At 42.4% G+C, this 25,249-nt stretch carries 22 protein-coding genes, 1 rRNA gene and 1 riboswitch; of the genes, 19 read left to right on the top strand and 4 right to left on the bottom strand.

From position 1 onward, the window contains the following. Nucleotides 1-5 precede the first annotated feature (5 nt). The gene (locus tag OCV65_RS03705; protein WP_118383429.1) at nt 6-374 is read left to right on the top strand and encodes an ArsR/SmtB family transcription factor; all 369 of its coding nucleotides are present in this window, start codon (nt 6-8) and stop codon (nt 372-374) included. 143 nt (nt 375-517) lie between these two features. Here the strand turns inward: OCV65_RS03705 and OCV65_RS03700 are convergent, their stop codons facing one another. Continuing rightward, entirely contained in the window at nt 518-1,861 is a 1,344-nt protein-coding gene (locus OCV65_RS03700; RefSeq protein ID WP_262580991.1) for an alanine/glycine:cation symporter family protein, read from the bottom strand. 217 nt (nt 1,862-2,078) lie between these two features. Continuing rightward, a riboswitch (glycine riboswitch) is annotated at nt 2,079-2,174 on the bottom strand. 255 nt (nt 2,175-2,429) lie between these two features. On the opposite strand from OCV65_RS03700, the gene OCV65_RS03695 reads away from it, so the two are divergent. The 6 genes from OCV65_RS03695 to OCV65_RS03670 all read left to right on the top strand — a co-directional run bounded on the left by OCV65_RS03695 (nt 2,430) and on the right by OCV65_RS03670 (nt 7,338). Continuing rightward, nucleotides 2,430-3,188 carry a tRNA threonylcarbamoyladenosine dehydratase gene (locus tag OCV65_RS03695; RefSeq protein WP_262580990.1) on the top strand — a complete coding sequence of 253 codons (759 nt, stop codon included), beginning with the start codon at nt 2,430-2,432 and terminating at the stop codon, nt 3,186-3,188. A 43-nt stretch (nt 3,189-3,231) separates the two neighbouring features. Beyond that, nucleotides 3,232-3,807, top strand: coding sequence for a xanthine phosphoribosyltransferase (locus OCV65_RS03690; RefSeq protein WP_262580989.1), 576 nt, complete (start codon nt 3,232-3,234; stop codon nt 3,805-3,807). A gap of 137 nt (nt 3,808-3,944) precedes the next feature. Continuing rightward, on the top strand, nt 3,945-4,223 hold the full coding sequence (locus tag OCV65_RS03685) for a response regulator (protein ID WP_262580987.1): 279 nt from the start codon (nt 3,945-3,947) through the stop codon (nt 4,221-4,223). 46 nt (nt 4,224-4,269) lie between these two features. Beyond that, nucleotides 4,270-5,643 carry a sodium-dependent transporter gene (locus OCV65_RS03680; RefSeq protein WP_262580986.1) on the top strand — a complete coding sequence of 458 codons (1,374 nt, stop codon included), beginning with the start codon at nt 4,270-4,272 and terminating at the stop codon, nt 5,641-5,643. Between the two features lie 75 nt (nt 5,644-5,718). Next, nucleotides 5,719-7,059 carry an MATE family efflux transporter gene (locus OCV65_RS03675; RefSeq protein ID WP_118383438.1) on the top strand — a complete coding sequence of 447 codons (1,341 nt, stop codon included), beginning with the start codon at nt 5,719-5,721 and terminating at the stop codon, nt 7,057-7,059. A gap of 18 nt (nt 7,060-7,077) precedes the next feature. Next, nucleotides 7,078-7,338 carry a hypothetical protein gene (locus tag OCV65_RS03670; RefSeq protein ID WP_118383439.1) on the top strand — a complete coding sequence of 87 codons (261 nt, stop codon included), beginning with the start codon at nt 7,078-7,080 and terminating at the stop codon, nt 7,336-7,338. Between the two features lie 78 nt (nt 7,339-7,416). Here the strand turns inward: OCV65_RS03670 and OCV65_RS03665 are convergent, their stop codons facing one another. After that, nucleotides 7,417-8,541 carry a 5-methyltetrahydropteroyltriglutamate--homocysteine S-methyltransferase gene (locus OCV65_RS03665; protein WP_262580985.1) on the bottom strand — a complete coding sequence of 375 codons (1,125 nt, stop codon included), beginning with the start codon at nt 8,539-8,541 and terminating at the stop codon, nt 7,417-7,419. A gap of 128 nt (nt 8,542-8,669) precedes the next feature. Beyond that, nucleotides 8,670-9,569 carry a LysR family transcriptional regulator gene (locus tag OCV65_RS03660; protein ID WP_262580984.1) on the bottom strand — a complete coding sequence of 300 codons (900 nt, stop codon included), beginning with the start codon at nt 9,567-9,569 and terminating at the stop codon, nt 8,670-8,672. A 256-nt stretch (nt 9,570-9,825) separates the two neighbouring features. Between OCV65_RS03660 and OCV65_RS03655 the strand changes: the two genes are divergently transcribed. The 9 genes from OCV65_RS03655 to OCV65_RS03615 all read left to right on the top strand — a co-directional run bounded on the left by OCV65_RS03655 (nt 9,826) and on the right by OCV65_RS03615 (nt 21,541). Then, a complete protein-coding gene (locus tag OCV65_RS03655; RefSeq protein ID WP_262580983.1) occupies nt 9,826-11,187 on the top strand; it encodes an MATE family efflux transporter in 1,362 nt (453 codons plus the stop codon). A 258-nt stretch (nt 11,188-11,445) separates the two neighbouring features. Further along, nucleotides 11,446-12,813 carry an MATE family efflux transporter gene (locus tag OCV65_RS03650; RefSeq protein ID WP_262580982.1) on the top strand — a complete coding sequence of 456 codons (1,368 nt, stop codon included), beginning with the start codon at nt 11,446-11,448 and terminating at the stop codon, nt 12,811-12,813. 13 nt (nt 12,814-12,826) lie between these two features. Next, nucleotides 12,827-13,408 (top strand): cytidylate kinase-like family protein, encoded by a 582-nt coding sequence (locus OCV65_RS03645; RefSeq protein WP_262580981.1) that lies wholly within the window; start codon nt 12,827-12,829, stop codon nt 13,406-13,408. A 95-nt stretch (nt 13,409-13,503) separates the two neighbouring features. Next, complete coding sequence (locus OCV65_RS03640) at nt 13,504-15,228, top strand: ABC transporter ATP-binding protein (protein WP_262580980.1); 1,725 nt, start codon at nt 13,504-13,506, stop codon at nt 15,226-15,228. Continuing rightward, the gene (locus OCV65_RS03635; protein WP_262580979.1) at nt 15,215-15,538 is read left to right on the top strand and encodes a type II toxin-antitoxin system RelB/DinJ family antitoxin; all 324 of its coding nucleotides are present in this window, start codon (nt 15,215-15,217) and stop codon (nt 15,536-15,538) included. The genes OCV65_RS03640 and OCV65_RS03635 overlap by 14 nt, the downstream gene beginning before the upstream one ends. Before the next feature lie 342 nt (nt 15,539-15,880). Next, nucleotides 15,881-16,330: an Hsp20/alpha crystallin family protein gene (locus OCV65_RS03630; protein WP_118383454.1), complete on the top strand. Its 450-nt coding sequence runs from the start codon at nt 15,881-15,883 to the stop codon at nt 16,328-16,330. 158 nt (nt 16,331-16,488) lie between these two features. Beyond that, the gene (locus OCV65_RS03625; RefSeq protein ID WP_262580978.1) at nt 16,489-17,577 is read left to right on the top strand and encodes a J domain-containing protein; all 1,089 of its coding nucleotides are present in this window, start codon (nt 16,489-16,491) and stop codon (nt 17,575-17,577) included. A gap of 117 nt (nt 17,578-17,694) precedes the next feature. Further along, nucleotides 17,695-20,277 carry an ATP-dependent chaperone ClpB gene (gene clpB, locus OCV65_RS03620; RefSeq protein WP_262580977.1) on the top strand — a complete coding sequence of 861 codons (2,583 nt, stop codon included), beginning with the start codon at nt 17,695-17,697 and terminating at the stop codon, nt 20,275-20,277. Nucleotides 20,278-20,284: 7 nt separating this feature from the next. After that, nucleotides 20,285-21,541 carry a DNA polymerase Y family protein gene (locus tag OCV65_RS03615; RefSeq protein WP_262580976.1) on the top strand — a complete coding sequence of 419 codons (1,257 nt, stop codon included), beginning with the start codon at nt 20,285-20,287 and terminating at the stop codon, nt 21,539-21,541. A gap of 15 nt (nt 21,542-21,556) precedes the next feature. Here the strand turns inward: OCV65_RS03615 and OCV65_RS03610 are convergent, their stop codons facing one another. Further along, complete coding sequence (locus OCV65_RS03610) at nt 21,557-22,336, bottom strand: GntR family transcriptional regulator (RefSeq protein ID WP_262580975.1); 780 nt, start codon at nt 22,334-22,336, stop codon at nt 21,557-21,559. A gap of 176 nt (nt 22,337-22,512) precedes the next feature. On the opposite strand from OCV65_RS03610, the gene OCV65_RS03605 reads away from it, so the two are divergent. From OCV65_RS03605 to OCV65_RS03595, 3 genes are all read left to right on the top strand, one after another. Further along, on the top strand, nt 22,513-22,887 hold the full coding sequence (locus OCV65_RS03605) for a cupin domain-containing protein (RefSeq protein ID WP_262580974.1): 375 nt from the start codon (nt 22,513-22,515) through the stop codon (nt 22,885-22,887). Nucleotides 22,888-23,247: 360 nt separating this feature from the next. Then, nucleotides 23,248-24,498: a saccharopine dehydrogenase family protein gene (locus tag OCV65_RS03600; RefSeq protein WP_262580973.1), complete on the top strand. Its 1,251-nt coding sequence runs from the start codon at nt 23,248-23,250 to the stop codon at nt 24,496-24,498. Nucleotides 24,499-24,986: 488 nt separating this feature from the next. Then, nucleotides 24,987-25,249: ribosomal RNA gene (locus tag OCV65_RS03595) — 16S ribosomal RNA — on the top strand; the annotation flags it as partial.

Here is a 25,249-nt window from a genome sequence, read left to right as displayed (position 1 = left end):
ATAAGATGGAAAAAAAAGCAAATGATGTGGAGATCTGTGAATCTTGCGAGGTACATGAGAATCTCCTGAAAATAGTAAATGAGACCATTCCGGCTGAGACCGAGCTGTATGATCTGGCGGAATTATTCAAGATCTTCGGAGACTCTACAAGAATCCGAATTCTGTATGTGCTCTTTGAAGCAGAGGTATGTGTCTGCGATCTGGCAGAGGCATTGAATATGACACAGTCAGCTATTTCCCACCAGCTCAGGATACTGAAGCAGAACAAGCTGGTCAAGAGCAGACGGGAAGGTAAGTCTGTATTCTATTCACTGGCAGATGATCATGTGCGTACGATCATCGATCAGGGACGGGAACACATCGAAGAAGATTAAGAGAAGCAGTGTTATTGTCCAATAGAGAGACACTTCTGACGCCGGAGAAGACGATAGAATATTTTATATAATAAAAAACAGCATCCGCGGGAGGGTAAAAGCGGATGCTGTTTTGCACATATCGTGCAGTTTATTACGATAAATTAGAGCGCTTTGTGCTCTTTTGAAATAGACGTTACAACTTTCATACAAGCTAACAGTGCGATCAGGTTCGGCAGAACCATCAGACCGTTGAACATATCTGCCATATTCCATACCAGATCTACCTTTAATGTAGAACCAATGATAACGAAGATTACTACGATTACGGCATATACTTTTACTGCTTTGTTACCAAAGAGGTGGCGTACATTGACTTCTCCGAAGTAATACCAGCCGATGATAGTGGTAAACGCGAAGAACAGCATACATATGGCGATGAAGATATTTCCAAAATCACCAAATCCTACGTTAAATGCACTCTGCGCCAGTTCAGCTCCGGTCTGTCCATTTCCCAGAACTCCGGTAGACAGGATAACCAGTGCTGTCATAGTCAGGATGATAAATGTATCAATGAACACACCCATCATAGCAATGATACCCTGCTCACATGGGTTGGATACCTTAGCCGTTGCATGCGCATGAGGTGTAGAACCCATACCTGCTTCGTTGGAGAACAGACCTCTTGCAACACCGAAACGCATAGCTTTCTGTACGGTCACACCAAGCATACCGCCGGCGACTGACTGTGGTGAAAATGCACCTACAAAGATATCTTTAAATGCAGTACCTACACCTGGAAGATGTGTTACCAGAATGATCAGGCTTCCAAGTACGTACAGGAGAGCCATGATTGGCACGATCTTTTCTGTGAAGCTTGCGATACGGTTGATACCTCCGATGAAAATGATTGCTGCCACAATTGCTACAAAGATACCAACAGCGATAGTTGGTACGTGGAATGCATTGTTAAATGCAACTCCGATAGAGTTGGACTGTACCATGTTACCCATGAATCCCAGAGCCAGAATGATGGCTACGGAGAAGAATCCTGCAAGGAACTTACCGAATCCACCTTTGAATATGTATTTGATGTAATATACAGGACCGCCGATTACGGTACCGTTTTCTACTTTACGGGTGTGCTGAGCCATAACTGCTTCAGCATAAATCGTAGCCATACCGAAAAACGCGCTGACCCACATCCAGAAAATGGAACCGGGTCCACCGGATGCAATAGCGGTAGCGGCTCCGGCAATATTACCGGTACCGACCTGAGCAGCAATGGCAGTAGTCAGTGCCTGAAAAGAACTGAGACCTTCTTCGCTTTTTCCACCGTGCAGCGAAAAATTACCGAACAGTGAACGCATACCTTCGCCAAACTTACGTACCTGAATGAACTTCAGGCGGAAGGTAAAAATGATACCTGCGCCAAGGAGCAGCGCCAACAGTGCGTAGTCCCAGAGAAATGTGTTGACCAGATCAACGATTTTTGCAATGAATTCCATGTTTTTTTCCTCGATTCCTCTCAAAATTATTAAGCCATAGAAGATATGGGAAAAGCTCCGACTGAAAAATGGATAGATTGGGATAGATGAAAAAGATTCAAATAGATGTCTCAGATGTCTCCCCGGGATTTCAATTTGTGAAACAAAAAAATCCCGGGGAGAATCCACGAGATCTTGGTATATCAAAATAATAAAAACAACAAGGTTGTTTTAATATACTAGTCACACTGTCCTTTTGCCTGAGAGATTCGCGGGAACTATGTCCTGCTTTCACCTTCGGCACCCACTTAAGGGATTCTCCAGAGGGCCATCCAATTACAGTCTCGTCTCTAAATGAGACACCTGAGAGTATTATTCCTTCGGCGGGCATAATGCCTGCTTTCCTGCAATCTTCGATTGGCTTGATATTCAATTATCGTGGTCTATTATAAACATGTATACAATCCTTGTCAACCCCCACAAAAAATATTTCTGGTGGTTTCTGGAGTATTGACAAATGTAAGGAAAGAATACATAATATAGGTTATTAGTAGATTATTTAGAGACGATTTACAGGAGTTTAATATAGATGCTTACACAGTTTTCGAGAACAGAATTATTGCTGGGAAAAGAGGCGATGCAGCGGCTTGAAGGAGCCAGGGTTGCAGTCTTTGGTATTGGCGGTGTGGGTGGTTATGTATGTGAGGCACTGGCAAGAAGCGGTGTGGGCGCGCTGGATCTGGTTGATGATGATAAAGTGTGTTTGACGAATCTGAACCGCCAGATCATAGCTACGAGGAAGACCGTTGGCAGGTATAAGACGGAAGTTATGAAGGAACGTATTCTGGATATTAATCCTAAGGCGAAGGTTGAGATTCATAATTGCTTTTTTCTTCCGGAGAATGCAGATGAATTTCCATTTGAGGAATATGATTATATCGTAGATGCGGTAGATACTGTGACAGCGAAGATTTCCCTTGTGATGAAAGCAAAGGAGTGCAATGTGCCGATCATCAGCAGTATGGGAGCTGGGAATAAGCTGGATGCAAGTCAGTTCAAAGTGGCAGATATTTATAAGACTAAGGTATGTCCATTAGCGAAGGTTATGCGGAGGGAGCTTAAGAAGCGCGGAGTGAAGAAGCTGAAGGTAGTATACTCAGAAGAACAGCCTACGAGACCGAAGGAAGATATGTCGATCAGCTGCCGTACGAACTGCGTTTGTCCACCGGGAGCCAAGCATAAGTGTACGGAACGGAGAGATATTCCGGGAAGTGTAGCATTTGTGCCGGCAGTTGCAGGATTGATCATAGCAGGAGAAGTGGTCAAAGATCTGGGACAGATTGGATAAGTTAATTTTTAAAATTAAAGTAAATATATATGAGGTGAAAGAGTTGAAGGTACTGGAAGAGAAGATTCTGGTGGAAGGCCGGGCATTGAATGAAAACGTATTAAAAGTAGACAGTTTTATCAATCATAAGGTAGATCCTAAACTGATGCATGAGATTGGCAAGGAGTTTGCGGAGCATTTCAAGGATCAGGGGATTACTAAGATCGTGACGATTGAAAGTTCCGGTATTGCACCGGCACTTATGACAGCATATGAGATGAATGTGCCGATGGTTATTCTGAAAAAGCAGCCATCGAAGGTGTTGAATGATGATCTGTATCAGACACTGGTAAGCTCATTTACCAAAGGAACCAGTTATGAATTGACTCTTTCCAGCCATCAGATCAGTGAAGCGGATCATGTCCTGATCATTGATGATTTTCTTGCCAATGGTGAGGCTGCAACAGGTGCACTGAGACTGCTGAGAAAAGCACATGCCACGACAGCAGGTGTGGGTGCACTGATTGAGAAGTCTTTCCAGCCAGGACGTGAGAAGCTGGAAGCACAGGGTGTGCATGTATATTCCCTGGCACGTATTTCCAGACTTGGCAAAGGCGTTATCGAATTTGTACAGGAATAGGAAAAAGGTAGTCATAAAACTTGACGTATTTTGTTATATATGACAAAATATTGATAGACAATATTTTCGAATAATGAGGAAGCAATTTGAACAATATTTGTTGAATTGCTTCCTTTTGTATTATGAGGGAGTAACAGATGAAGAGGACAAAAACCTACCGCAGATTCGAGTGGGCGGAGTGGTGTATGAACTATACTGGTAATATATCCAGAGAAAATATGATGACTGAACAGGGTGCTGTTGTGACTGAGGCATGGAATGGAAAAGAAGTAGCAGATATCTATGAAAGTTGTGAGTCAGGTACGTTTGATGATGATATTGCACAAAGCCTGGCAGCGGGTATGAATATGCATCTGGCAAAACCTCTGGAATTTCAGAAAGTTATTGAGGCAATAGCTGCTCTTGTGGTACAATAATTGTTAAAGTATCAAAAAAGGGTAAAATGAATCGAGAGGAGAGACTATGGAAAAGCATGGTGAAAAGAGAAGTACGTTTTCCGGTAAGCTAGGATTCGTACTGTCGGCAGCGGGAGCTTCCGTAGGATTAGGAAATATCTGGAGATTTCCATATCTGGCAGCAAAGTATGGCGGAGGAATTTTTCTGTTGGTGTATATTATACTGGCACTGACATTTGGATATACGATGATCGTGGCAGAGACAACGATCGGTCGTATGACAAAGAAGAGTCCGGTAGGAGCGTATCAGTCGTTTGGTAAGGCGAGTTGGATAAAGTTCGGAGGCTGGATCAATGCTGTTATTCCGATTTTGATTGTACCGTATTATTCGGTGATCGGAGGATGGGTTATTAAGTATCTGGCAGGTTATGTGATGGGACAGGGCACAGATCTCGCATCTGACGGATATTTTTCAGCATTTATATCAGATGGAGTATCTACAGAGATCTGCTTTATTCTGTTTTCATTATTTACGGTAGCTATTATTTATGCCGGTGTTCGTAACGGTGTGGAGCGTGTATCCAAGTTTATGATGCCGATACTGGTGGTATTATCTGTAATTATTGCTGTTTATTCGGTAACAAGACCGGGAGCTATGGCCGGTGTAAAATATTTTCTGATTCCGAACATGGATAATTTTTCGTGGATGACAGTGGTTGCTGCAATGGGACAGATGTTTTATTCCCTTTCCATTGCAATGGGTATTCTGGTGACATTTGGTTCTTATATGAAGAGAGACGTAGCGATTGAGGATTCTACAAGAAATGTGGAGATTTTTGACACGGCGATTGCGATTATGGCGGGACTTATGATTATTCCGGCGGTATTTGCATTTTCAGGCGGAGATGCAACAAGCTTGCAGGCAGGACCGTCACTGATGTTTATTACGATTCCGAAAGTATTTGAAAGCATGGGACTTGGAAGACTTGTTGGTATTATGTTCTTTCTGCTGGTACTCTGTGCAGCAGTGACCAGTTCTATCGCATTGACAGAGAGTGCGGTATCTACATTCCAGGATGAACTGAAATGGGGACGTAAGAAAGCAACCGTAGTTGTCGGTGCTATCATGATTGCACTGGGAAGTCTGTCTGCTCTTGGTTATGGACCGTTAGCAGGGGTGAAGATTATTGGAATGCAGTTTCTGGATTTCTTTGACTTCCTGACTAATTCTGTTATGATGCCAATCGCAGCATTTACAACCTGTCTGCTGGTATCTAAAGTAATTGGAGTAAAGAAGATTGAGGAAGAAGTTCTCCACGGAGAAGGAACTTTCCGTAGAAAGAAGATCTTCAATTTTATGATCAAATATCTCTGCCCGATTTTTGCAGCCATTATTCTGCTTAGTTCGGTGGCTAATGCATTTGGGTGGATTTCCATGTAATGATTGATATTGAATGTGTGAACCCTCGTCAGTAATCTACTGGCGTGGGTTCTTTTGAAGAGGTGCTATAGAAGAATGAAACAACAACACATGTTCACGAATCGTATGATTCGGAGCCTTCTGATTCCGGTTGTATTGGAACAGTTACTTAATTCCATCATGGGTACAGCAGATACGATGATGGTAAGTAATGTTGGCTCAGCAGCAATCTCAGCGGTTTCGTTGGTGGATTCGATCAATATTTTAGTAATTCAGGCATTTTCAGCACTTGCAGCGGGCGGTGCGATCGTCTGCGCACAGTACATAGGACAACAGAATCAAGAACGTGCTAATGAATCAGCGAGACAGGTATTATTTATTATTACCCTGATTTCAATTGTTGTCAGTGCAATCTGTCTGGGGTTTAAGAAGCCATTACTCCGGTTGATATTCGGGTCGGTGGAAGCTGATGTCATGAGGGCATCAGAGATTTATTTCTTTTATACGGCACTGTCATTTCCATTTATAGCGTTGTATGATGCGGCGGCATCTATTTTCCGGGCGCAGGATAATACTAAGGGACCGATGACAATATCTATGATTTCTAATATCATGAATATTGTAGGCAATGCAATCATGATCTGGGGCTTTCATATGGGAGTAGCAGGAGCAGCAATTGCGACGTTGATTTCTCGTATTTTCTGTGCACTAGTTGTATTGATCCAGCTCAGAAGAGACAGGCAACCGATTGTTGTGCGTGATTACCTGAAGATCCGTCCGGATTGGCCGATGATTGGAAGAATACTTGGAATCGGGATTCCGTCAGGTGTTGAGAACAGTATGTTTCAGCTGGGAAAACTTGCAATACAGTCTACGGTATCTACGCTTGGAACTGTTGCTATTGCAGCACAGGCAATGACGAACATTCTGGAGAATCTGAATGGAATCGCAGGTATCGGTGTCGGAGTAGGTCTGATGACGATAGTTGGACAGTGTATGGGGGCAAATCGCAAAGACGAAGCAGTCTATTATATTAAAAAGCTCTCTGTCATTGCAGAAGTTACGATTATCGTAAGCTGTCTACTGGTATTTATACTGACGAGACCGGTTACGATGCTTGGAGGCATGGAGAAGACCAGTGCAGATATGTGCTGGCATATGGTTATGTGGATTACCATAGTGAAACCAATTATGTGGGTTTCGGCATTCGTTCCGGCATATGGTCTGCGAGCAGCGGGAGATGTAAAATTTTCGATGATAAGCTCCTGCGCAGTTATGTGGCTGTGCAGATTCTGCCTGTCTGTATTGCTAATCCGCGGATTGGGATTCGGTCCGATGGGTGTCTGGATTGGAATGTTTGCTGACTGGACAGTGCGTGCAGTGCTCTTTACATGGAGATTCCACAGCAGAAAATGGTTGGAACATAAGGTGATATAACGGTATAGGAGGAACGATATGAACGAATTATACGAAATTATTGAAGCGAAAATCAAGGCATCCGGTTATCCACGAAAGATATCAGGTGCAGAGGTGTATGATGATATCTGTGATCAGATTGATGGTAAGGAGAATGGAGAATACCTGTTGCTTTCACATTTTGAAGAGGGTGTGATATTTGAATATCATATTACGATTCATGATGAAGACTTTAATCTGGGAGTTTTGACGATGAAAACTCCCGAGGGAGTCTTTGAAGTAGATTTTGATGCTGAATAATATTAGAAACACAGAGCTATGATTAATCAAACAGATTTGATTAATCATAGCTCTTTCTATATTATATGGCAGAGGGTATTATTTACCCCATACCTCTTCTGCGATTTCTTTTACAAGACGAAGCTTATTCCACTGTTCTTCTTCGGTAAGCTTGTTACCAATTTCACAGGAGGCAAAGCCGCATTGCGGACTGAGATACAGTCTGTCCAATGGAATGTATTTGGCAGCTTCGTGGATTCTTGCAATGACATCTTCTTTATTCTCGAGAGCAGGAGTCTTGGTAGTGATAAGTCCAAGTACGACTTTTTTGTCTTCGGATACTTTTGCAAGTGGCGCAAAACCGCCGGATCTTTCATCATCATATTCCAGATAGTATGTATTTACGTGTTCTTCTCCGAATAGCAGATCTGCAACACCATCATAAGCACCGGAACTGAAAAATGTGGAATGATAATTTCCGCGGCATACATGAGTGTTGATAATCAGATCGGTCGGTGCAAGAGTAACTACACGATTGTTTAAGTCGAGAATCAGTTTCTTATATTCTTCCAGCTGTTGACCGCTTCGGCCGGTGAGCGCAACGGCAAGTTTTGGATTTACCATGCCGCCCCATACGCAATCATCAAATTGTAGATTACGGCATCCGGCTGCATAAATTTCAGCGACAAATTCACTGTAGGCTTTTACTACATCGTCAGCGAAAGCTTCCTCTGTTCCATAGATATCCAGCGTAGTGGTGAGAAGTTCAGCACCCGTAAAGTAAGCATAGAATTGTCCCGGTGAAGGAATGGTTTGCTTTGCAATGGTATTCTCGTCCTCCAAAGCCTTGATGAATTTGAAATGTTCTACGAATGGATGCTCTTTGACAGAAATCTTACTGATCATATAAGTATCATCAATCATAGCTGCTTCTCCGTCGAAGGTGGTATTACCGGCTAAGGTCTTTTTGTGCTCAATTCCATTGAATCCCCACATGAAGTCCAGATGCCAGGTGGAACGGCGGAATTCACCATCTGTAATTACGTGATATCCCAGATCTTTGATCTTGCTGACCAGATCAAGGATGCATTCGTCCTCAACTTCTTTTAACTGTGACGGATTAATCATGCCTGATTCAAAATCAGCTCTGGCTTTTTTTAACCGCTCCGGGCGGAGAAAGCTTCCTACATAATCGTATCTGAAAGGTGTCTGTAATAAACTCATTCTAATGTCCTCCATATATTGTGTTTTACAAGTTTCAAGTGATGTTTCTCATTATATATGGGCAGAAGAAGATTGAAAAATACATAAAAATTCTGGTTATCCATAGTTTTAAACTATGGATAACCAGATCAGATGAAATATTTTTTTAGTGCTTCCAGATAAGAACATCCCAGTCTGCTGAGCATTCCTCGTTTGTGTGTGATGTATCCGATACGCATATCATCATCGACAGCCAGAGGAACTGCAATAATATCACTTCCATTCAGATTCTCGTCGATGACACCACTACATACAGTATAGCCATTTAAACCAATCAATAGATTGAATAAAGTTGCTCTATCCCTAACGCGGATATTTTTTCTGCGTTCAGAGGAAGAAAAGATTTCTTCCGAAAAATAAAACGAATTGTGTTCTCCCTGCTCAAAAGAGAGATAAGGATAGGCTTCCAGTTCTTCATTGGTAATGATTGTATTCTGCGCGAGTGGGTGTGAACGGCTGACAAATACATGCGGCCTGGCAGTGAATAATGGATGAAATGAAAGATCATGCGATTTTAGGATTTTGGTTAAAACGACTTCATTGAATTCATTTAAAAACAAAATGCCAAGTTCGCTGCGCATTTTTGCTACGTCGTCAATGATCTCATATGTCTGGGTTTCACGAAGGCTGAAATCATAATTATCTTGTCCGTATTCTTTGATGAGATCAACAAAAGCATTTACTGCGAAAGAATAATGTTGCGTTGATACACAGAAGTTTTTTTTGCCACCAGGTGTATGTTTGTATTTATCCTCCAGAATTGCTGCTTGTTCCAGTACTTGTCTGGCATATCCGAGGAAATCATCGCCTTCCTTAGAAAGTGTGATTCCCTTGTTAGTCCGGTTAAAAATGATGATATTCATTTCCTTTTCCAGTTCATGTATTGCATTGGTCAGACTGGGCTGGGAAATATAAAGCTTGTTAGCAGCTTCTGTGATTGTACCGGTCTCAGCTACAGTAATGACATATTTTAACTGTTGAAGAGTCATGTGAAAAACCTTTCTGTAAACGACTGTGTTATTTGTTACTGCATCACATGATAGTATATCTCAGAAGAGAATGCAATTAAATTAACTGAAATACTGCTCCATAATTGTCAATAGAATCTTCTGTACTGCCTTTGAAGAAAAAGATGTGTTGCTAGTGGCGGCTCCTTGAAGAGAGCAGCCTGGGAAACAATAATTTACATATGGAACGTCGCGTGCTATACTGACAATCAAGAAAAAGAAAAGGGATGAATGTCAATTGAAACGAATAGATTTCGAACATGGAACAGTAACTGGCAATATTCTTGGCGCAGCACTTCCAATGCTGGTTGCCCAGATACTGAACCTGTTGTATAACATCGTAGACCGTGTTTATATTGCACGGATTCCGGAAGTAGGAACAGCTGCGCTTGGAGCAGTTGGACTATGCTTTCCATTGATTGTAATTATTAGTGCATTTGCCAATCTGTTTGGAACTGGTGGTGCACCGCTTTTTTCTATATTCAGAGGAAAAAAAGAGGAAACAAAAGCAGTTGGTGTAATGAATACATCATTTTCACTGGTATGCGTCAGTGCTATTCTGTTGATGATGATCGGACTTGTATTTGCACGTCCATTGCTTGTGCTGTTTGGAGCATCTGATACGGCTATGATTTACGCATATCCATATATGATGATATATCTGACCGGTACTTTGCCATCGATGATTGCAATTGGAATGAATCCATTTATCAATGCGCAGGGATATTCTCTGATCGGTATGCTTTCAGTTGCTATCGGAGCATTGACGAATCTGATATTGGATCCTGTGTTTATATTTCTGTTTGGATTAGGCGTGCGTGGCGCGGCAATCGCAACGGTTCTTTCGCAGTGTCTTTCAGCAATGTTTGTATTATTTTTCCTTATGAAAAAAGCAGAACTGAAAGTGCGTTTCTTACATAGAGATGAATTGGCAGATTGCAGAGGATATGCGCAGAATATTGTAAGTCTCGGAACTTCGGGATTCATTATGCAGTTGACGAACAGTCTGGTTACGATCTGCTGTAATAATGTGCTTTCTGTTGTTGGTGGAGACATCTATATTTCAGTTATGACGCTCATATCCAGTGTCCGGCAGCTGGTAGAAACGCCAATTCATGCAATGAATGAGGGAACATCACCAATCTTAAGCTATAATTACGGGGCGCGTAGACCGGCAAGGGTGCGCAAAACAATGGTGGTTATGGGACTTATGGTTCTTGGATATACAGCTGTTATGTGGGGTGCGATCATACTTGTTCCGGAGACATTGATCGGAATATTCAGTTCGGATACAGAACTTTTGAAGGATGCGGTGCCGGCTCTTCATCAGTATTTTGCTGCATTTATTTTCATGGATCTGCAGTATATTGGTCAGACGGTATTCAAGTCAATGAATAAAAAGAAGCAGGCGATATTCTTTTCCCTGCTCCGTAAAGTAGTTATCGTAGTTCCGTTGACCTATCTGATGCCATACGCACTGGACATGGGACCAACCGGTGTATTTATAGCAGAGCCGGTGTCCAATGTAATCGGTGGAAGTGTGTGCTTTATTACGATGCTGTGCACGGTGCTGCCGGAATTGAAACGAATGGAACACTGAAGAACTGGAGAAAGGATATGCGGAGTCCGGACGGTCAAAAAATGCAAGCAAAATTTTATTTGACTTTTTGAAAAAGAGACAATATAATTACAACGAACGAGTAGCAAGTAAGCGTAAATCCAGTTTGCCGGCTACTCGTTTTTATTTTGTTGAAAAATTAATATCGTCACGAAAAAGTGTGTAGCCTGTCAGCGTAAGTCCAGCTTATAAGACAGGGTGCGCACTTTTTTGTGTCAAAAAGAGAGGAGCTAAAACAAAATGGCGGAAAGTAACAAGATGAAGAATATGCCGGTGAATAAGCTGATGATACAGATGGGAATCCCAATGATCTTATCCATGGCACTGCAGGCAGTCTATAACATTGTAGACAGTGCATTTGTAGGAAATATGAGAGTGGGCAGTGAAGCAGCATTAAATGCTCTTACCTTGGTGTTCCCGGTTCAGATGCTTATGGTTGCGGTGGGAGTTGGAACGGGAGTCGGAACCAATGCACTTCTTGCGAGAACACTTGGACAGGGAAACAGTAAAAAAGCTGCAAAGGTAGCAGGAAATAGTCTGTTTTTAGGTGTGATCATTTATGTGGTCTGCTTATTGTTTGGTGTTTTGGGCGTGAAAGCATACATTTCGTCGCAGACAGTAGATACAGAAGTACTTGCGATGGGAGTCAGTTATCTGAGAATATGCTGCGTGATCTCTTTTGGGATTATTTTCTTTTCCTTGTTTGAAAAGTTATTACAGGCAACAGGGCGATCACTTTATTCTACAATCGGACAGGTGGTTGGTGCACTGATAAATATCATCCTGGATCCGATCATGATCTATGGCATTGGACCTTGTCCGGAAATGGGAGTAAATGGTGCAGCCTACGCAACTGTAATTGGTCAGGTAGCATCCGCAGTGTTACTGTTTATTTTTCATATGAAGCTGAATAAAGAATTTGAACATGATGCAAAATACATGAAGCCGGATTCCGGTATTATAAAAGAAATTTATGCAATCGGACTTCCGGCGATTATTGCGCAGGCTTTGATGTCCATTATGGTTTATGTGATGAATCTGATCTTGAAGTTCAATCCGTCAGCACAGACAGCTTATGGCTTGTTCTATAAGGTACAGCAGTTTGTTTTATTCCTTGCATTCGGTCTGCGAGATGCGATCACTCCAATTATTGCATTTGCCTATGGAATGAGGAATAAAAAGAGAATTTTGGATGGCATTAAGTATGGACTTATTTATACCATTGCATTAATGATTCTGGGAATTGCAATCACAGAGATTTTCCCCGGAGCATTTGCAACGTTGTTTAATGCAGGACAGTCAAGAGAATATTTTATCAGTGCGATGAGAGTAATCTCGGTCAGCTTTCTGTTTGCTGGAATTAATGTGGCTTATCAGGGTATTTATCAGGCACTGGATAGTGGTATGGAATCCTTGATTGTTTCTCTTTTGAGACAGCTTATCATCATACTGCCGCTAGCCGGAATTATCTCTCTGTTTGTCCGAAGTGGTCAGATGGGAGTTTCAATGATCTGGTGGGCATTCCCCATTACTGAAGTGATTGCATGCCTGGTTGGATATGTATTTTTAAAAAGAATCAGAAAAAATAAAGTGAATACGTTAAATTAAGGAGGAGTCAGAGATGACAAAAAGAATCATTACAATTAGCAGAGAATTTGGAAGTGGCGGTCGCTTTATCGGAGAAGAAGTCGCAAAGAACCTTGGGATTGCTTATTATGATAAAAATATTATTGATGAGATTGCAGAACAGTTAGGTTTATCACCAGATTATATTCAGGAAAGCGCAGAGTTGTCTCCGAAGAAGGGATTGTTTGCCTATGCACTTGTCGGACGCGACATTACAGGAAAATCAGTAGAAGATATGGTGTATGAGGCACAGAGAAAAGTTATTTTGGATCTAGCCGAAAAGGAACCTTGTGTGATTATCGGAAGAAATGCCGATTATATATTGAGAGACAGGGACGATGTCTTGAATGTATTTATTCATGGGGATATGCCAGAAAAAATACATCGTATCATTGGCTTATATAATGTAGAAGCGAAGGAAGCTGTCAAAATGATGGCTGACACAGATAAAAGACGTATGACAAATTACAATTTTTACACGGATCAGAAATGGGGAAAAGCCAGCAATTATACGTTGTGTCTGAATAGTTCACAGCTCGGATATGACAGATGTGAGAAGATCATTATGGAATGTTAAAACATTGAGTGAAAGAAAATAGTTCGAAAGAGTCGGCTCTTGCAATTTTTGTGATATAATGTAGCAGATTGATTTGAAAGGAATAAGGGATTAATATGCATACATTAAAGAAATTTATTCAATATTACGCTCCGTATAAGGGGGTATTTTTTCTGGATTTGATTTGTGCCGCTGTGATCAGTTTGGCCGATCTGGCTTTTCCACAGATTTTACGAACATTGACGAAGACATTATTTACAGAGAGTTCTGATGTGATTTTGCGGGCATTGATTCCGATCACACTTGTGTTACTTGTTATGTATGTGATTCAGGCAGGATGCAAGTACTATGTTAGTTATCAGGGACATATGATGGGAGCACATATGGAACGAGATATGCGCCAACAGTTATTTGATCATTATGAAAAATTATCATTTTCATATTATGATCAGAATAACTCGGGACAGATGATGAGTAAACTGGTATCGGATTTATTCGATATCTCGGAGTTTGCGCATCACGGACCGGAGAATTTATTTATCTCGTTGATTAAAATCGTTGGATCTTTTGTATTTCTGTTCCTGATCAACTGGAAACTGGCGATTCCGCTTCTGGTGCTTGTGGCATTTATGCTGTTTTTTTCTTATGGGCAGAACAAGAAGATGCAGGCAACATTTATGGATAACAGACGTAAGATCGGAAATCTGAATTCCAGCCTTCAGGATACGCTGGCAGGAATCCGTGTGGTACAGTCTTTTGCGAATGAAGATATTGAACGGGAGAAATTTAAAAAGAGCAATCAAAGTTTTTTGATCTCAAAGGATGCAAACTATCGTTGTATGGGTAGTTTTACAGGAGGCAATTTATTCTTTCAGGGGATGATGTATCTGATGACGCTGGTATTTGGAGGTTGGCTGATCGCACATGGACAGATGGAGCCGGCAGATCTGGCGATGTATGCGCTTTATATTGGCATTTTTATCAGTCCGATCCAGATTCTGGTAGAGCTTACGGAAATGATGCAAAAAGGGTTGTCCGGATTTAGGAGATTCTTAGATGTCGTTGAGACAGAACCGGAGATTGTAGATGCAGAAGATGCGGAGCCACTGGAAAATATCAAAGGGCATGTGCGTTATGAAAATGTTTCCTTTCATTATAATGACGATGACTCACTGGTTCTTGATAATGTTTCTTTTGATATCCCGGAAGGAAAATCGATTGCGTTGGTCGGACCATCCGGAAGTGGAAAGACAACCATCTGTTCTCTGCTTCCGAGATTTTATGATGTATTTGGAGGACGTATTACAATCGATGGGAAGGATGTACGGAAACTGACATTACAGAGTCTTCGTAATCAGATTGGATTGGTGCAGCAAGATGTATATCTGTTTTGTGGAAGTATTCGTGAGAATATTGCGTATGGCAGACCAGATGCATCAATGGAAGAGATTATTGAGGCGGCAAAGAAGGCTAATATTCATGAATTCATCATGGGGCTTCCGGATGGGTATGAGACATTCGTTGGTGAGAGAGGAACCAGATTGTCCGGCGGTCAGAAACAGCGCATTTCTATTGCAAGAGTATTTTTGAAGAATCCATCTATCCTGATTCTGGATGAGGCAACGAGTGCTCTGGATAATGAAAGCGAGAAATTTATCCAGCAGAGTCTGGAAGAACTGGCAAAAGACAGAACTACAATTACTATTGCACACAGATTGTCAACGATCCGTAATGCTGATGAAATTCTGGTGGTTGCAGAAAACGGGATTGCAGAACGCGGGACGCATGATGAGCTGTTGGCAAAAGGTGGGATTTACGCACACTATTATGAAATGTCATAAAGTGATGAGGTGTTACCATTGTGGAAATTTATATGCAAGGATTGAACCAGATGTCAAAGAAAAAGCAGAAAGTATCCTGTCTACACTTGGCATCCCTGCTTCCAGTGCTATCAATATGTTTTATAAACAGATTATCTTACATAGAGGACTTCCGTTTGAAGTAAAAATACCATCTGCCAGACCTGTTGACATCAGCACATTATCAGAAGCAGAGTTCAATGAAGAATTGGAGAAAGGATATGATTTAAAGCAGTCTTTCATTTATGATCGACTGCTTTTTTCATACTCAAAATTAAAAAGAAAGGACTGAATTACGATGTAACAATGCACCAAAAATAAAAAATTGGTGTCAAAATGGTGTCAAATCAAGAAAAAGTGATGATTATAAGGAAGAAAAAGTGTTGCAAACCCCGGAAAATCAAGGTTTGCAAAAAAAATCTCAAAAAATTAGCACTCACCTCTTGACAGTGCTAATAATAGGTGCTATAGTACAACTAGAACAAAGGAAGAGGGATAAGGAATCAGAGATATGAAGCCGACAGCATTCATACAGTATTCCGGATTACAATTCCAGAAGTTCCAGCAATCAACACCTCGGAATTTTCCGATTGTGCTAAATATATTATTTATCATTTGGAAGGAGATATGACTTATGATGATGCCTAGTATTTTTAGAGAGAACTTATTTGATGATTTTATGAATGATTTTGCATTTCCAGCATTTCCGAATGTGGATAAAGAGCTGTATGGTAAGCATGCAAAAAACCTTATGAAGACTGATGTGAAAGATACAAAAGAAGGATATAAAGTAGATATTGATCTGCCGGGATTTACAAAAGATGAGATCCAGATGCATTTGAAAGATGGTGTACTGACTGTAAGTGCAGCCAAGGGTCTGGATAAAGATGAGGAAGACAAGAAAGGTAACTATATCAGAAAAGAGCGTTATGCCGGAAGTCTTAGCAGAAGCTTTTATGTTGGCGAGTACCTTACAGAGGAAGATATTCATCCGAAGTATGAGAACGGTATTCTGTCCTTCGTAGTACCGAAGGAAGAGGAGAAGCCGGTAGAAGAAAAGAGCCATTATATTACCATTGAGTAATTGTAAAATTGTAGATGTAAGTATCAGATACCCCGCAGGCACCCGAACCTGCGGGGTATTCAAATACAGTAACAGAGTAATAATATGTATGGTGCCTGCGGATTTAGACTTTTTGACCCTGGCATCATAAGATAAATATATAGATGGGAGGGAGAGACATGTCAGCGAAGCGGGATTATTACGATGTCCTTGGTATAGACAGGGCAGCCGATAAGAATACGATTAAGAAAGCTTATCGTAAGCTGGCGAAGAGATATCATCCGGATACGAACAAAGACAATCCACAGGCAGAAGAGAAATTCAAGGAAGCAACAGAAGCTTACAATGTCCTCAGCGATCCGGAAAAGAAGAAAATGTATGATCAGTTCGGTCATGCAGCATTTGATGGCACGGCAGGAGCGGGAGGCTCCGGAGCATATGGATACGGCGGACCGGGTGGAGGAACATATACGTACAGTGATCCGAATGGCACCTTCCATGAGTATCATTTTGAAGGCGGAGATATGGGAGACATGGATGATATCCTGAAGAATATCTTCGGCGGAGGCTTTGGCAGTGGTGCAGGACGGAGGAGCCACAGCAGTTACAGCGATTTTGGAAACGGCTTCCACAATGGAGGCTTCCATAGCGGAGGGTTCCACAGTGGAGACTTCGGTGGCGGATTCCAGGGAGGTTTTGGAGGTCAGTATCGAGAGAATGGCTCTGATACAAGAGCAGAGATAGATGTAACATTTGATGAAGCTGCATTTGGTGCAGATAAGATTATCCATCTGACGGATCCGAATAATGGTGGACGTGAGACATCACTGAAGGTGCATATCCCGGCAGGTATTGATAACGGTAAGAGCATTCGTTTGAAAGGAAAAGGAATGCCAGGTATCAATGGCGGCAAATCGGGCGATTTGTTACTGAAAGTAAGAGTAGGCGAGAAACCAGGATTTGAAAGAAAAGGAATGGATGTATACACCACTGCTCGGGTACCATTTACAACAGCGGTACTCGGTGGCGAAACCATTGTGCCTACATTGACCGGAAAGGTTATGTGTAAGATCAATCCGGGAACTCAGTCCGGTACTAAGATCCGGCTGAAAGGCAAGGGCATTGTGGCAATGAAGGATTCTGGCAGAAAAGGAGATCAGTATGTGACAATACAGATTGATGTTCCGAAGAATCTGACAGAAGAAGCCAAACGGAAATTACGAGAATTTGAAGCAGCATGTGGCGGCAGAACAAAGGGCGCAGCATGATAATAATAGATAAAAAGAATTAGCACTCGACTATTGACTTGGCTAATAGTCGGTGCTATATTGTGAATAGAACAAAGAGAAGTGCGACTGGTTCGCATGTCAAAGGAGGCATGTTTTATGAATATAAATAAATTTACGCAGAAATCACTTCAGGCAGTTCAGGACTGCGAGAAGATTGCAATGGACTATGGTAATCAGGAAATCGAGCAGGAACATTTGCTGTATGCATTGCTTACACAGGATGATGGGCTGATCCCGAAGATGATCGAGAAGATGGGCCTGGACATAGGTGTGGTAACGCAGTGTGTGGAACAGGCAATCGCCGGTCGCACTAAGGTGCAGGGCGGTAAGCAGTATGTTGGACAGGATCTGAATAATGTCCTGGTGCACGCAGAGGATGAAGCAAAGCAGATGGGTGATGAGTATGTATCAGTTGAGCATCTGTTCCTTGCAATGCTTCGTTATCCAAGCCGTGCAATGAAAGGAATCTTCCGGGAGATGGGTATCAGTAAGGAAGGGTTCCTCCAGGCACTTTCTACAGTGCGTGGCAACCAGCGGGTAACCAGCGATAATCCGGAAGCCACCTATGATACATTGAACAAATATGGTACAGATCTGGTGGAAAGAGCCAGAGATCAGAAGATGGATCCGGTCATTGGTCGTGATGCAGAGATCCGTAATGTGGTTCGTATCCTGTCTCGTAAGACCAAGAATAATCCGGTGTTGATCGGTGAGCCTGGTGTAGGTAAGACTGCAGTCGTAGAAGGTCTGGCACAGCGTATCGTGAAAGGCGACGTGCCGGAAGGATTGAAAGATAAGACGATATTCTCATTGGATATGGGGGCACTGGTAGCCGGTGCCAAATATCGTGGAGAATTTGAGGAACGTCTGAAAGCTGTTCTGGAGGAAGTTAAGAACAGTGACGGCCACATTATCCTCTTTATTGATGAGTTGCATACGATTGTAGGTGCAGGTAAGACAGATGGTGCCATGGATGCGGGCAATATGCTGAAGCCGATGCTAGCGCGAGGCGAGTTGCATTGTATTGGAGCAACTACACTGGATGAGTACAGACAGTACATTGAGAAAGATGCCGCACTGGAACGTCGTTTTCAGCCGGTACTTGTGGATGAGCCAACGGTTGAGGATGCCATTTCTATCTTGCGTGGTCTGAAAGAACGTTATGAAGTATTCCACGGAGTTAAGATTACTGACAGCGCACTGGTAGCAGCGGCCACATTATCTAACCGTTATATCTCTGACCGGTTCCTTCCTGATAAGGCAATTGACCTGGTGGATGAGGCATGTGCCCTGATCAAGACAGAACTTGATTCCATGCCGACAGAACTGGATGAGATGAATCGTCGTATCATGCAGATGGAGATCGAGGAAGCTGCACTTAAGAAGGAAGAAGATCGTCTCAGCAAGGAGCGTCTGGAGCATTTGCAGCAGGAGCTGGCTGAACTCCGGGAAGAATTTGCCGGACAGAAAGCTCAGTGGGATAATGAAAAGAAAGCTGTAGAGCGTATTCATAAGGTACGTGAAGAGATTGAAAATGTCGGTAAAGAGATTCAGAAAGCACAGCAGGCATATGATCTGAATAAGGCAGCAGAGCTTCAGTATGGTAAGCTGCCGCAGCTCAAACAGCAGCTGGAAGAACTGGAATCACAGACAAAGGATGAAGATCGATCCCTGGTACACGAGTGTGTAACAGATGAAGAGATTGCCAGAATCGTATCCAGATGGACCGGAATTCCAGTTGCCAAACTGAATGAGAGTGAACGTAATAAGACATTGCATCTGGCAGATGAACTGCATCACAGAGTTATTGGACAGGATGAAGGAGTAGAACTTGTGACAGAAGCAATCATTCGTTCCAAAGCAGGCATTAAAGACCCAACTAAGCCGATCGGTTCTTTCCTGTTTCTTGGACCTACTGGTGTAGGTAAGACGGAACTTGCCAAGGCACTTGCAGAGAGCCTGTTTGATGACGAGTCCAATATGGTCCGTATAGATATGAGTGAGTACATGGAGAAACATTCTGTGTCTCGTCTGATCGGAGCGCCTCCGGGATATGTGGGATATGATGAGGGTGGTCAGCTTACAGAGGCTGTTCGTAGAAAACCATATTCAGTTGTTTTGTTTGATGAGGTGGAAAAAGCACACCCAGATGTATTTAATGTACTTCTTCAGGTACTGGATGACGGACGTATTACAGATTCTCAGGGACGTACGGTAGATTTTAAGAATACGATACTGATCATGACATCAAATATTGGTTCCTCTTATCTGTTGGAAGGAATTGATGAGAACGGTAATATCAGTGAAGCAAGTAAGGATGCTGTTATGGCAGATCTGAGAGCACATTTCCGTCCGGAGTTTCTGAATCGTCTGGATGAGACAATTATGTTTAAGCCGTTGACGAAGGATAATATTCATGGCATTATTGACTTGTTGATAGCTGATTTGAACAAACGTCTGGAAGAGAAGGAGATTTCCATCAGGCTGACAGATGCAGCGAAGAATTACGTGGTAGAAGGCGGATACGATCCGATGTATGGTGCACGTCCGCTGAAGAGATTCCTGCAGAAACATGTAGAGACACTGGCTGCTAAGCTGATGCTGCAGGGTGGCGTCGGTGCAGATCAGACCATTGTAATTGATGTGGAGAATGGTAGTCTGACGGCAAGAAGCGAATAATAGATCAATGACCATAATATTTCATATTGATGTTAATTCTGCGTTCCTAAGCTGGAGCGCGGTAGAAGAACTGAAGAATGGCGCAGACCGGGATTTGCGTAAGATCAATGCTATTGTAGGCGGTGACCAGAAGTCGCGTCATGGCATTGTGCTTGCCAAGTCCCAGTCTGCTAAAAGATATGGCATCCGTACGGGGGAACCTGTTGCGAATGCCTTTCGTAAGTGTTCGGATCTTGTGGTGGTACCTCCGGATCACAGGCGCTATCAGGAATACAGTAAAAGGCTTATGGAGCTTCTGCGGGATTATACACCAGATATAGAACAGGTCAGTGTAGATGAATGCTTTATGGATTTTACCGGTATTGCGCATCGATTTCATTCGCCAATAGATGGTGCTATGGAGATTAAAAATGCAGTACGCGATAAGTTTGGTTTTACCGTAAATGTAGGAATATCCACGAATAAACTGCTGGCTAAGATGGCATCTGATTTTGAAAAACCAGATAAAGTGCATACGCTTTTTCCGGAAGAGATTCAGGCAAAAATGTGGCCGCTTCCGGTGGAAGACCTGTTCATGGCAGGCAGATCCAGCGTAGAGACACTTCATAAGCTGGAAATGCGGACAATTGGTGATGTGGCACAGGCGGATCCGGCAATTCTGGAGCTGCATTTGAAAAGCCATGGAAGAATGCTTTGGGAATCGGCTAATGGTATCGGAGATGATGTAGTGCGACCGGTGAGGGCAGAGTCAAAAGGAATTGGTAATTCTATGACTCTTGCAAAAGATGTTACCACTGAGGAAGAAGCTGGAAAAGTTCTTTTTAATCTGGCAGAGAGTGTGGGCAGGCGTCTTCGCAATGCCGGGATGAAAGCAGGTATGCTGAGTGTGGAGATCCGTTATCATACATTTCGGGATAACTCGCATCAGAAGCAGCTTTTTCGATCAACCAATAATGATATGGAGATATACGATATAGCGATGGAACTGTTTCGGGAATTTTGGAACGGAGAACCGATCCGACTCCTTGGACTTCGAAGTTCCAAGCTGGTGCATGAAGATGAACCGGAGCAGATGAGTCTTTTTGATATGCCGATACTGCATAGCAGTGCAGGGAAAGACACGCATAGTACACAGAAAATACATAGTATACTATCGACTGAACATACATCACGTAGTGATAAATTACGCAATTTGGATGAGGCACTGGATCAGATACGAAAAAAGTATGGCGATGATGCTGTGAAACGTGGAACACAATTGTAAGTGCTGGCGGGTATGTTATTGTCGGAAACCGGGGATGGAACCTGTCTGTGAGTCAGTAACATCAAGTTGATTAGAGACTTCCAGGTCAAAGGAAATGTGAAAGACATCTTCCCGGTCAGTCACATATTCTAATATAATTCCATTTTGGTCGTAAGTATGTGTTTCGGTAACACAGATAGGTGATTCTTTTGGAAGATTCAGATGCAAAGCAATATAATCGTCTGCATGCTGTACGGTAATGTGACGCTTTGCTTTAAAAGGTATATGCCCGTGAGCGGATAATGTATTGTGTAGAGAACCGATAGTGTAATCGCAATCTACAATCTTGGGGCAGAGGGCATAGTCAAGATAGGCATCTGAATGAAGCCAGAGGTCACCGTTAATATAACGCAGCCGTTCCAGATGAAAGATTTTGGATCCTTTCTGGATAGAGAGATTTTCGGCAATTCTGTCATTTGCAAGTTCAATCCTCTGCGTCAGAACCCGGCTGTGTGTGTAATTACCGCGGAGCTTTGCCTGGTTATACAGCGCAATCGCAGAGGAAACAACTTTTTTCCCGTTTTCTATTTTGCATTCGCCGATAAAGAAAGCACCTTTTCCAGGAAAGCGTGTAATACAGCCGTCTTCTTCCAGAAGTTCTAGTGCTTTGCGGACGGTAGGACGGCTTACATGGTAAATGTCGCACAGTGCCCGCTCACCTGGAAGCGGTGTGTGATAAGGCTGATTTTTATAATCTTCTAATATATGTTCTTTTAGCTGCTGATAAAGCAGCTTTTTTTTATTGGTCTCAGACATTGCGTTTCTCCATTTCATCATATGAATTTACCATAACATGTATTACCAGCTGTTTCAATTGTTTTGAAAATATATTACCACTGGTAATATAAAAGATTGACAAAAATAGTTACCAATGGATATACTTGAAGAAGTGAAACCAAAGTAGATATGATAATATATGGAGGAAAAAGTACATGAGCGAAACAAATGAAAAAAGAGTAATTTCTTATAACAAAGAAGAAATGGATGCGATTGAGAACTATCCACATAATAATTCCAAGACGGGAGTATTAATGTATGAGCATAAGTTGGTCGTAGATCCTGAGACCGGGATGATGATTAAACAGATCCGTTATCCTAAGGGATGTATGATTCCATTGCATACACATCATTGTGCCCATGGTATCTATGTGTTGAAAGGAACACTGGTGACTTCACATGGCACTTTTGGACCGGGCGAATTCGTATGGCATGATGAAGGCATAGAGATGACACATGGTGCATCGGATGAAGAAGATGTGGATATCTTATTCATTACGAATAAGACATTGGATATGAATTATCTGTAGAAAGATTCGTTATAAAAGATTTGTTGCAGAAAATATAGAAAGTTCTTGACGAGATTTAGGGGTGCGGGCGTATAATAGTAAGTAATAGAAATAAAGCGGATGATGACTGCTCTAGACACCGAAAGGGGCCGAAGAAGCAAACCGGAGGATGCATCGTTCCTCTGCGGAAACTGACAGGCAAAAGGAAGGCAGTCGGACGAATCTTTGGAGAGAATGCATTAGCATCGCCTACGTGGCAAGAACCAACTGGCAAATGGACAGAGAGATAGATGTACAGGGAAACTGTATGTTTATCTCTCTTTTTGTGTTACGACGAGTCAAAACCAGGAACATCCGAATTGAATGAGGAGAGAAATGATTATGAAAATGATGCTTGTGGGAGCCGGAGCGGTCGGTGAAAGTATAATGAAAGTATTGAAATGGAGAGACCCGTCACATAAATGGCTGGAATATGGATTAATCTGTGATTATGACGAAGCGCGCGCAAAGGAGATAGCTGATACATTGGATGAACCGGATTATTTTCAGGCGGCAAAGGCAGATGCGACCAGTAAAGAAGAGTTGATCGGCTTGATTCGACAATATGAAATTGATTTTGTGATGGACGCAGCACCACCTTTTGCGAGTAATATAATCTTTGATGCGGCTTATGAGACTGGGGCAAATTACGGAAGCATGGGTACCTGGTCGGTGCCGATGGAACATCCGGCTTATGGGCTCGGCATTGAAAACAGTTATACAGAGCCTATGACCAGATATAATTTTGACCGTCACGAAAAATGGAAAGAACGTGGTAATATGGCAGTAATCTGTATGGGTATAGATCCGGGTGTGGTTAATGTATTTGCTAAATATGCTGCAGTGGAATTATTTGATGAACTAACTGAGGTACATGTAAAAGATGGTGGCAACCTTACGATCCCCGGAGCTGATCCGGATGATATTACATTCGGGTTTAATGTATGGACTGTGCTTGACGAAGTGATGAATCCCAATGTGGAATATGATGAAGAACGTGGTGGATTTATCGTAGAGAAACCTTTTGCCGGAAAAGAGGTATTCCAGATGCCGGATGGAGTGGGAACTAATACATTAGTAAAAGTAGAACATGAGGAAACCGTAACTATGCCAAGATATCTGGGTGAATATGGATTAAAACGTGCGACCTTTAAGATCAGCCTGGATGAGAATCTGATCACGGCGTTAAAGGTATTAGATCACCTTGGACTACGCAGCCTTCATCCGGTGCAGGTAGGAGATGTGTCAGTAGTGCCGCGAGATGTAGTAGCAGCCTGTGCACCTCAGCCGAAGGACATAGGGGATGAAATGACAGGACGTATGCTGGTAGGTGTGCATTGCATTGGCAAGAAAAATGGAGACAAGAAAGAGTACTTTATCTATCAGCCATTTGATAATCAGGCTTCCATGAAACGGTGGCATTCACAGGCAGTAACTGCGCAGACGGGTTTTGGGGCAGCACTTTCTATAGAATTAATCGGGCGTGGTATATGGAAAGAGTCGGGAGTATATTCTCCGGAATATTTTGATCCGATGCCATATATGGAATTAATGAAAGAAACAGGCTTTGAATATCGTATACTCGCAATGTAATGTAGACAAATGAGTAAATGTAGACAAAAATGAAAATAAATGAAAAAGCTGTTGACAGTGGTGTGACTGCTGTGCTATATTATACAAGCTGTCGCGTGAGACAGGGCTGAGAAGCACCGCTGTCCATGAGGCACAACCGAAAATCCGGAATATATGAAATGAAAAAAGTTGTTGACAAATGTCGATGAACATGATATTCTAGATAAGCTGTTTCGAGCGAGTACACATCGCTGAAACAACAAAAATAAAAAAGTTGTTGACAAGCGACGAAAGATGTGATAATCTATTAAAGCTGTCGCAAACGACAACACAAAGAACTTTGATAACTGAACAATAGACAACAACCCTGAAGATTCTTTAAGAGAAAATTCAGAACAAGACATTTAATGTCGACCTAAAACAGTAATAACGGGATAGGAAAGCTAGTAGTTTTCCTGAACGGAATTAAACTTGATTTTAACTCACGCTGAGGTGTGAGGGAAAATATTTTTTACGAGAGTTTGATCCTGGCTCAGGATGAACGCTGGCGGCGTGCTTAACACATGCAAGTCGAACGAAGCGCTTAAGTTTGATTCTTCGGATGAAGACTTTTGCGACTGAGTGGCGGACGGGTGAGTAACGCGTGGGTAACCTGCCTCATACAGGGGGATAACAGTTAGAAATGACTGCTAATACCGCATAAGACCACAGCACCGCATGGTGCAGGGGTAAAAACTCCGGTGGTATGAGATGGACCCGCGTCTGATTAGCT

Source organism: Dorea ammoniilytica, from assembly GCF_025567415.1.
Classification (GTDB): domain Bacteria; phylum Bacillota; class Clostridia; order Lachnospirales; family Lachnospiraceae; genus Claveliimonas; species Claveliimonas ammoniilytica.
The sequence above is the reverse complement of the archived record's forward strand: the minus strand, read 5'-3'. Positions and strand labels throughout refer to the sequence as shown.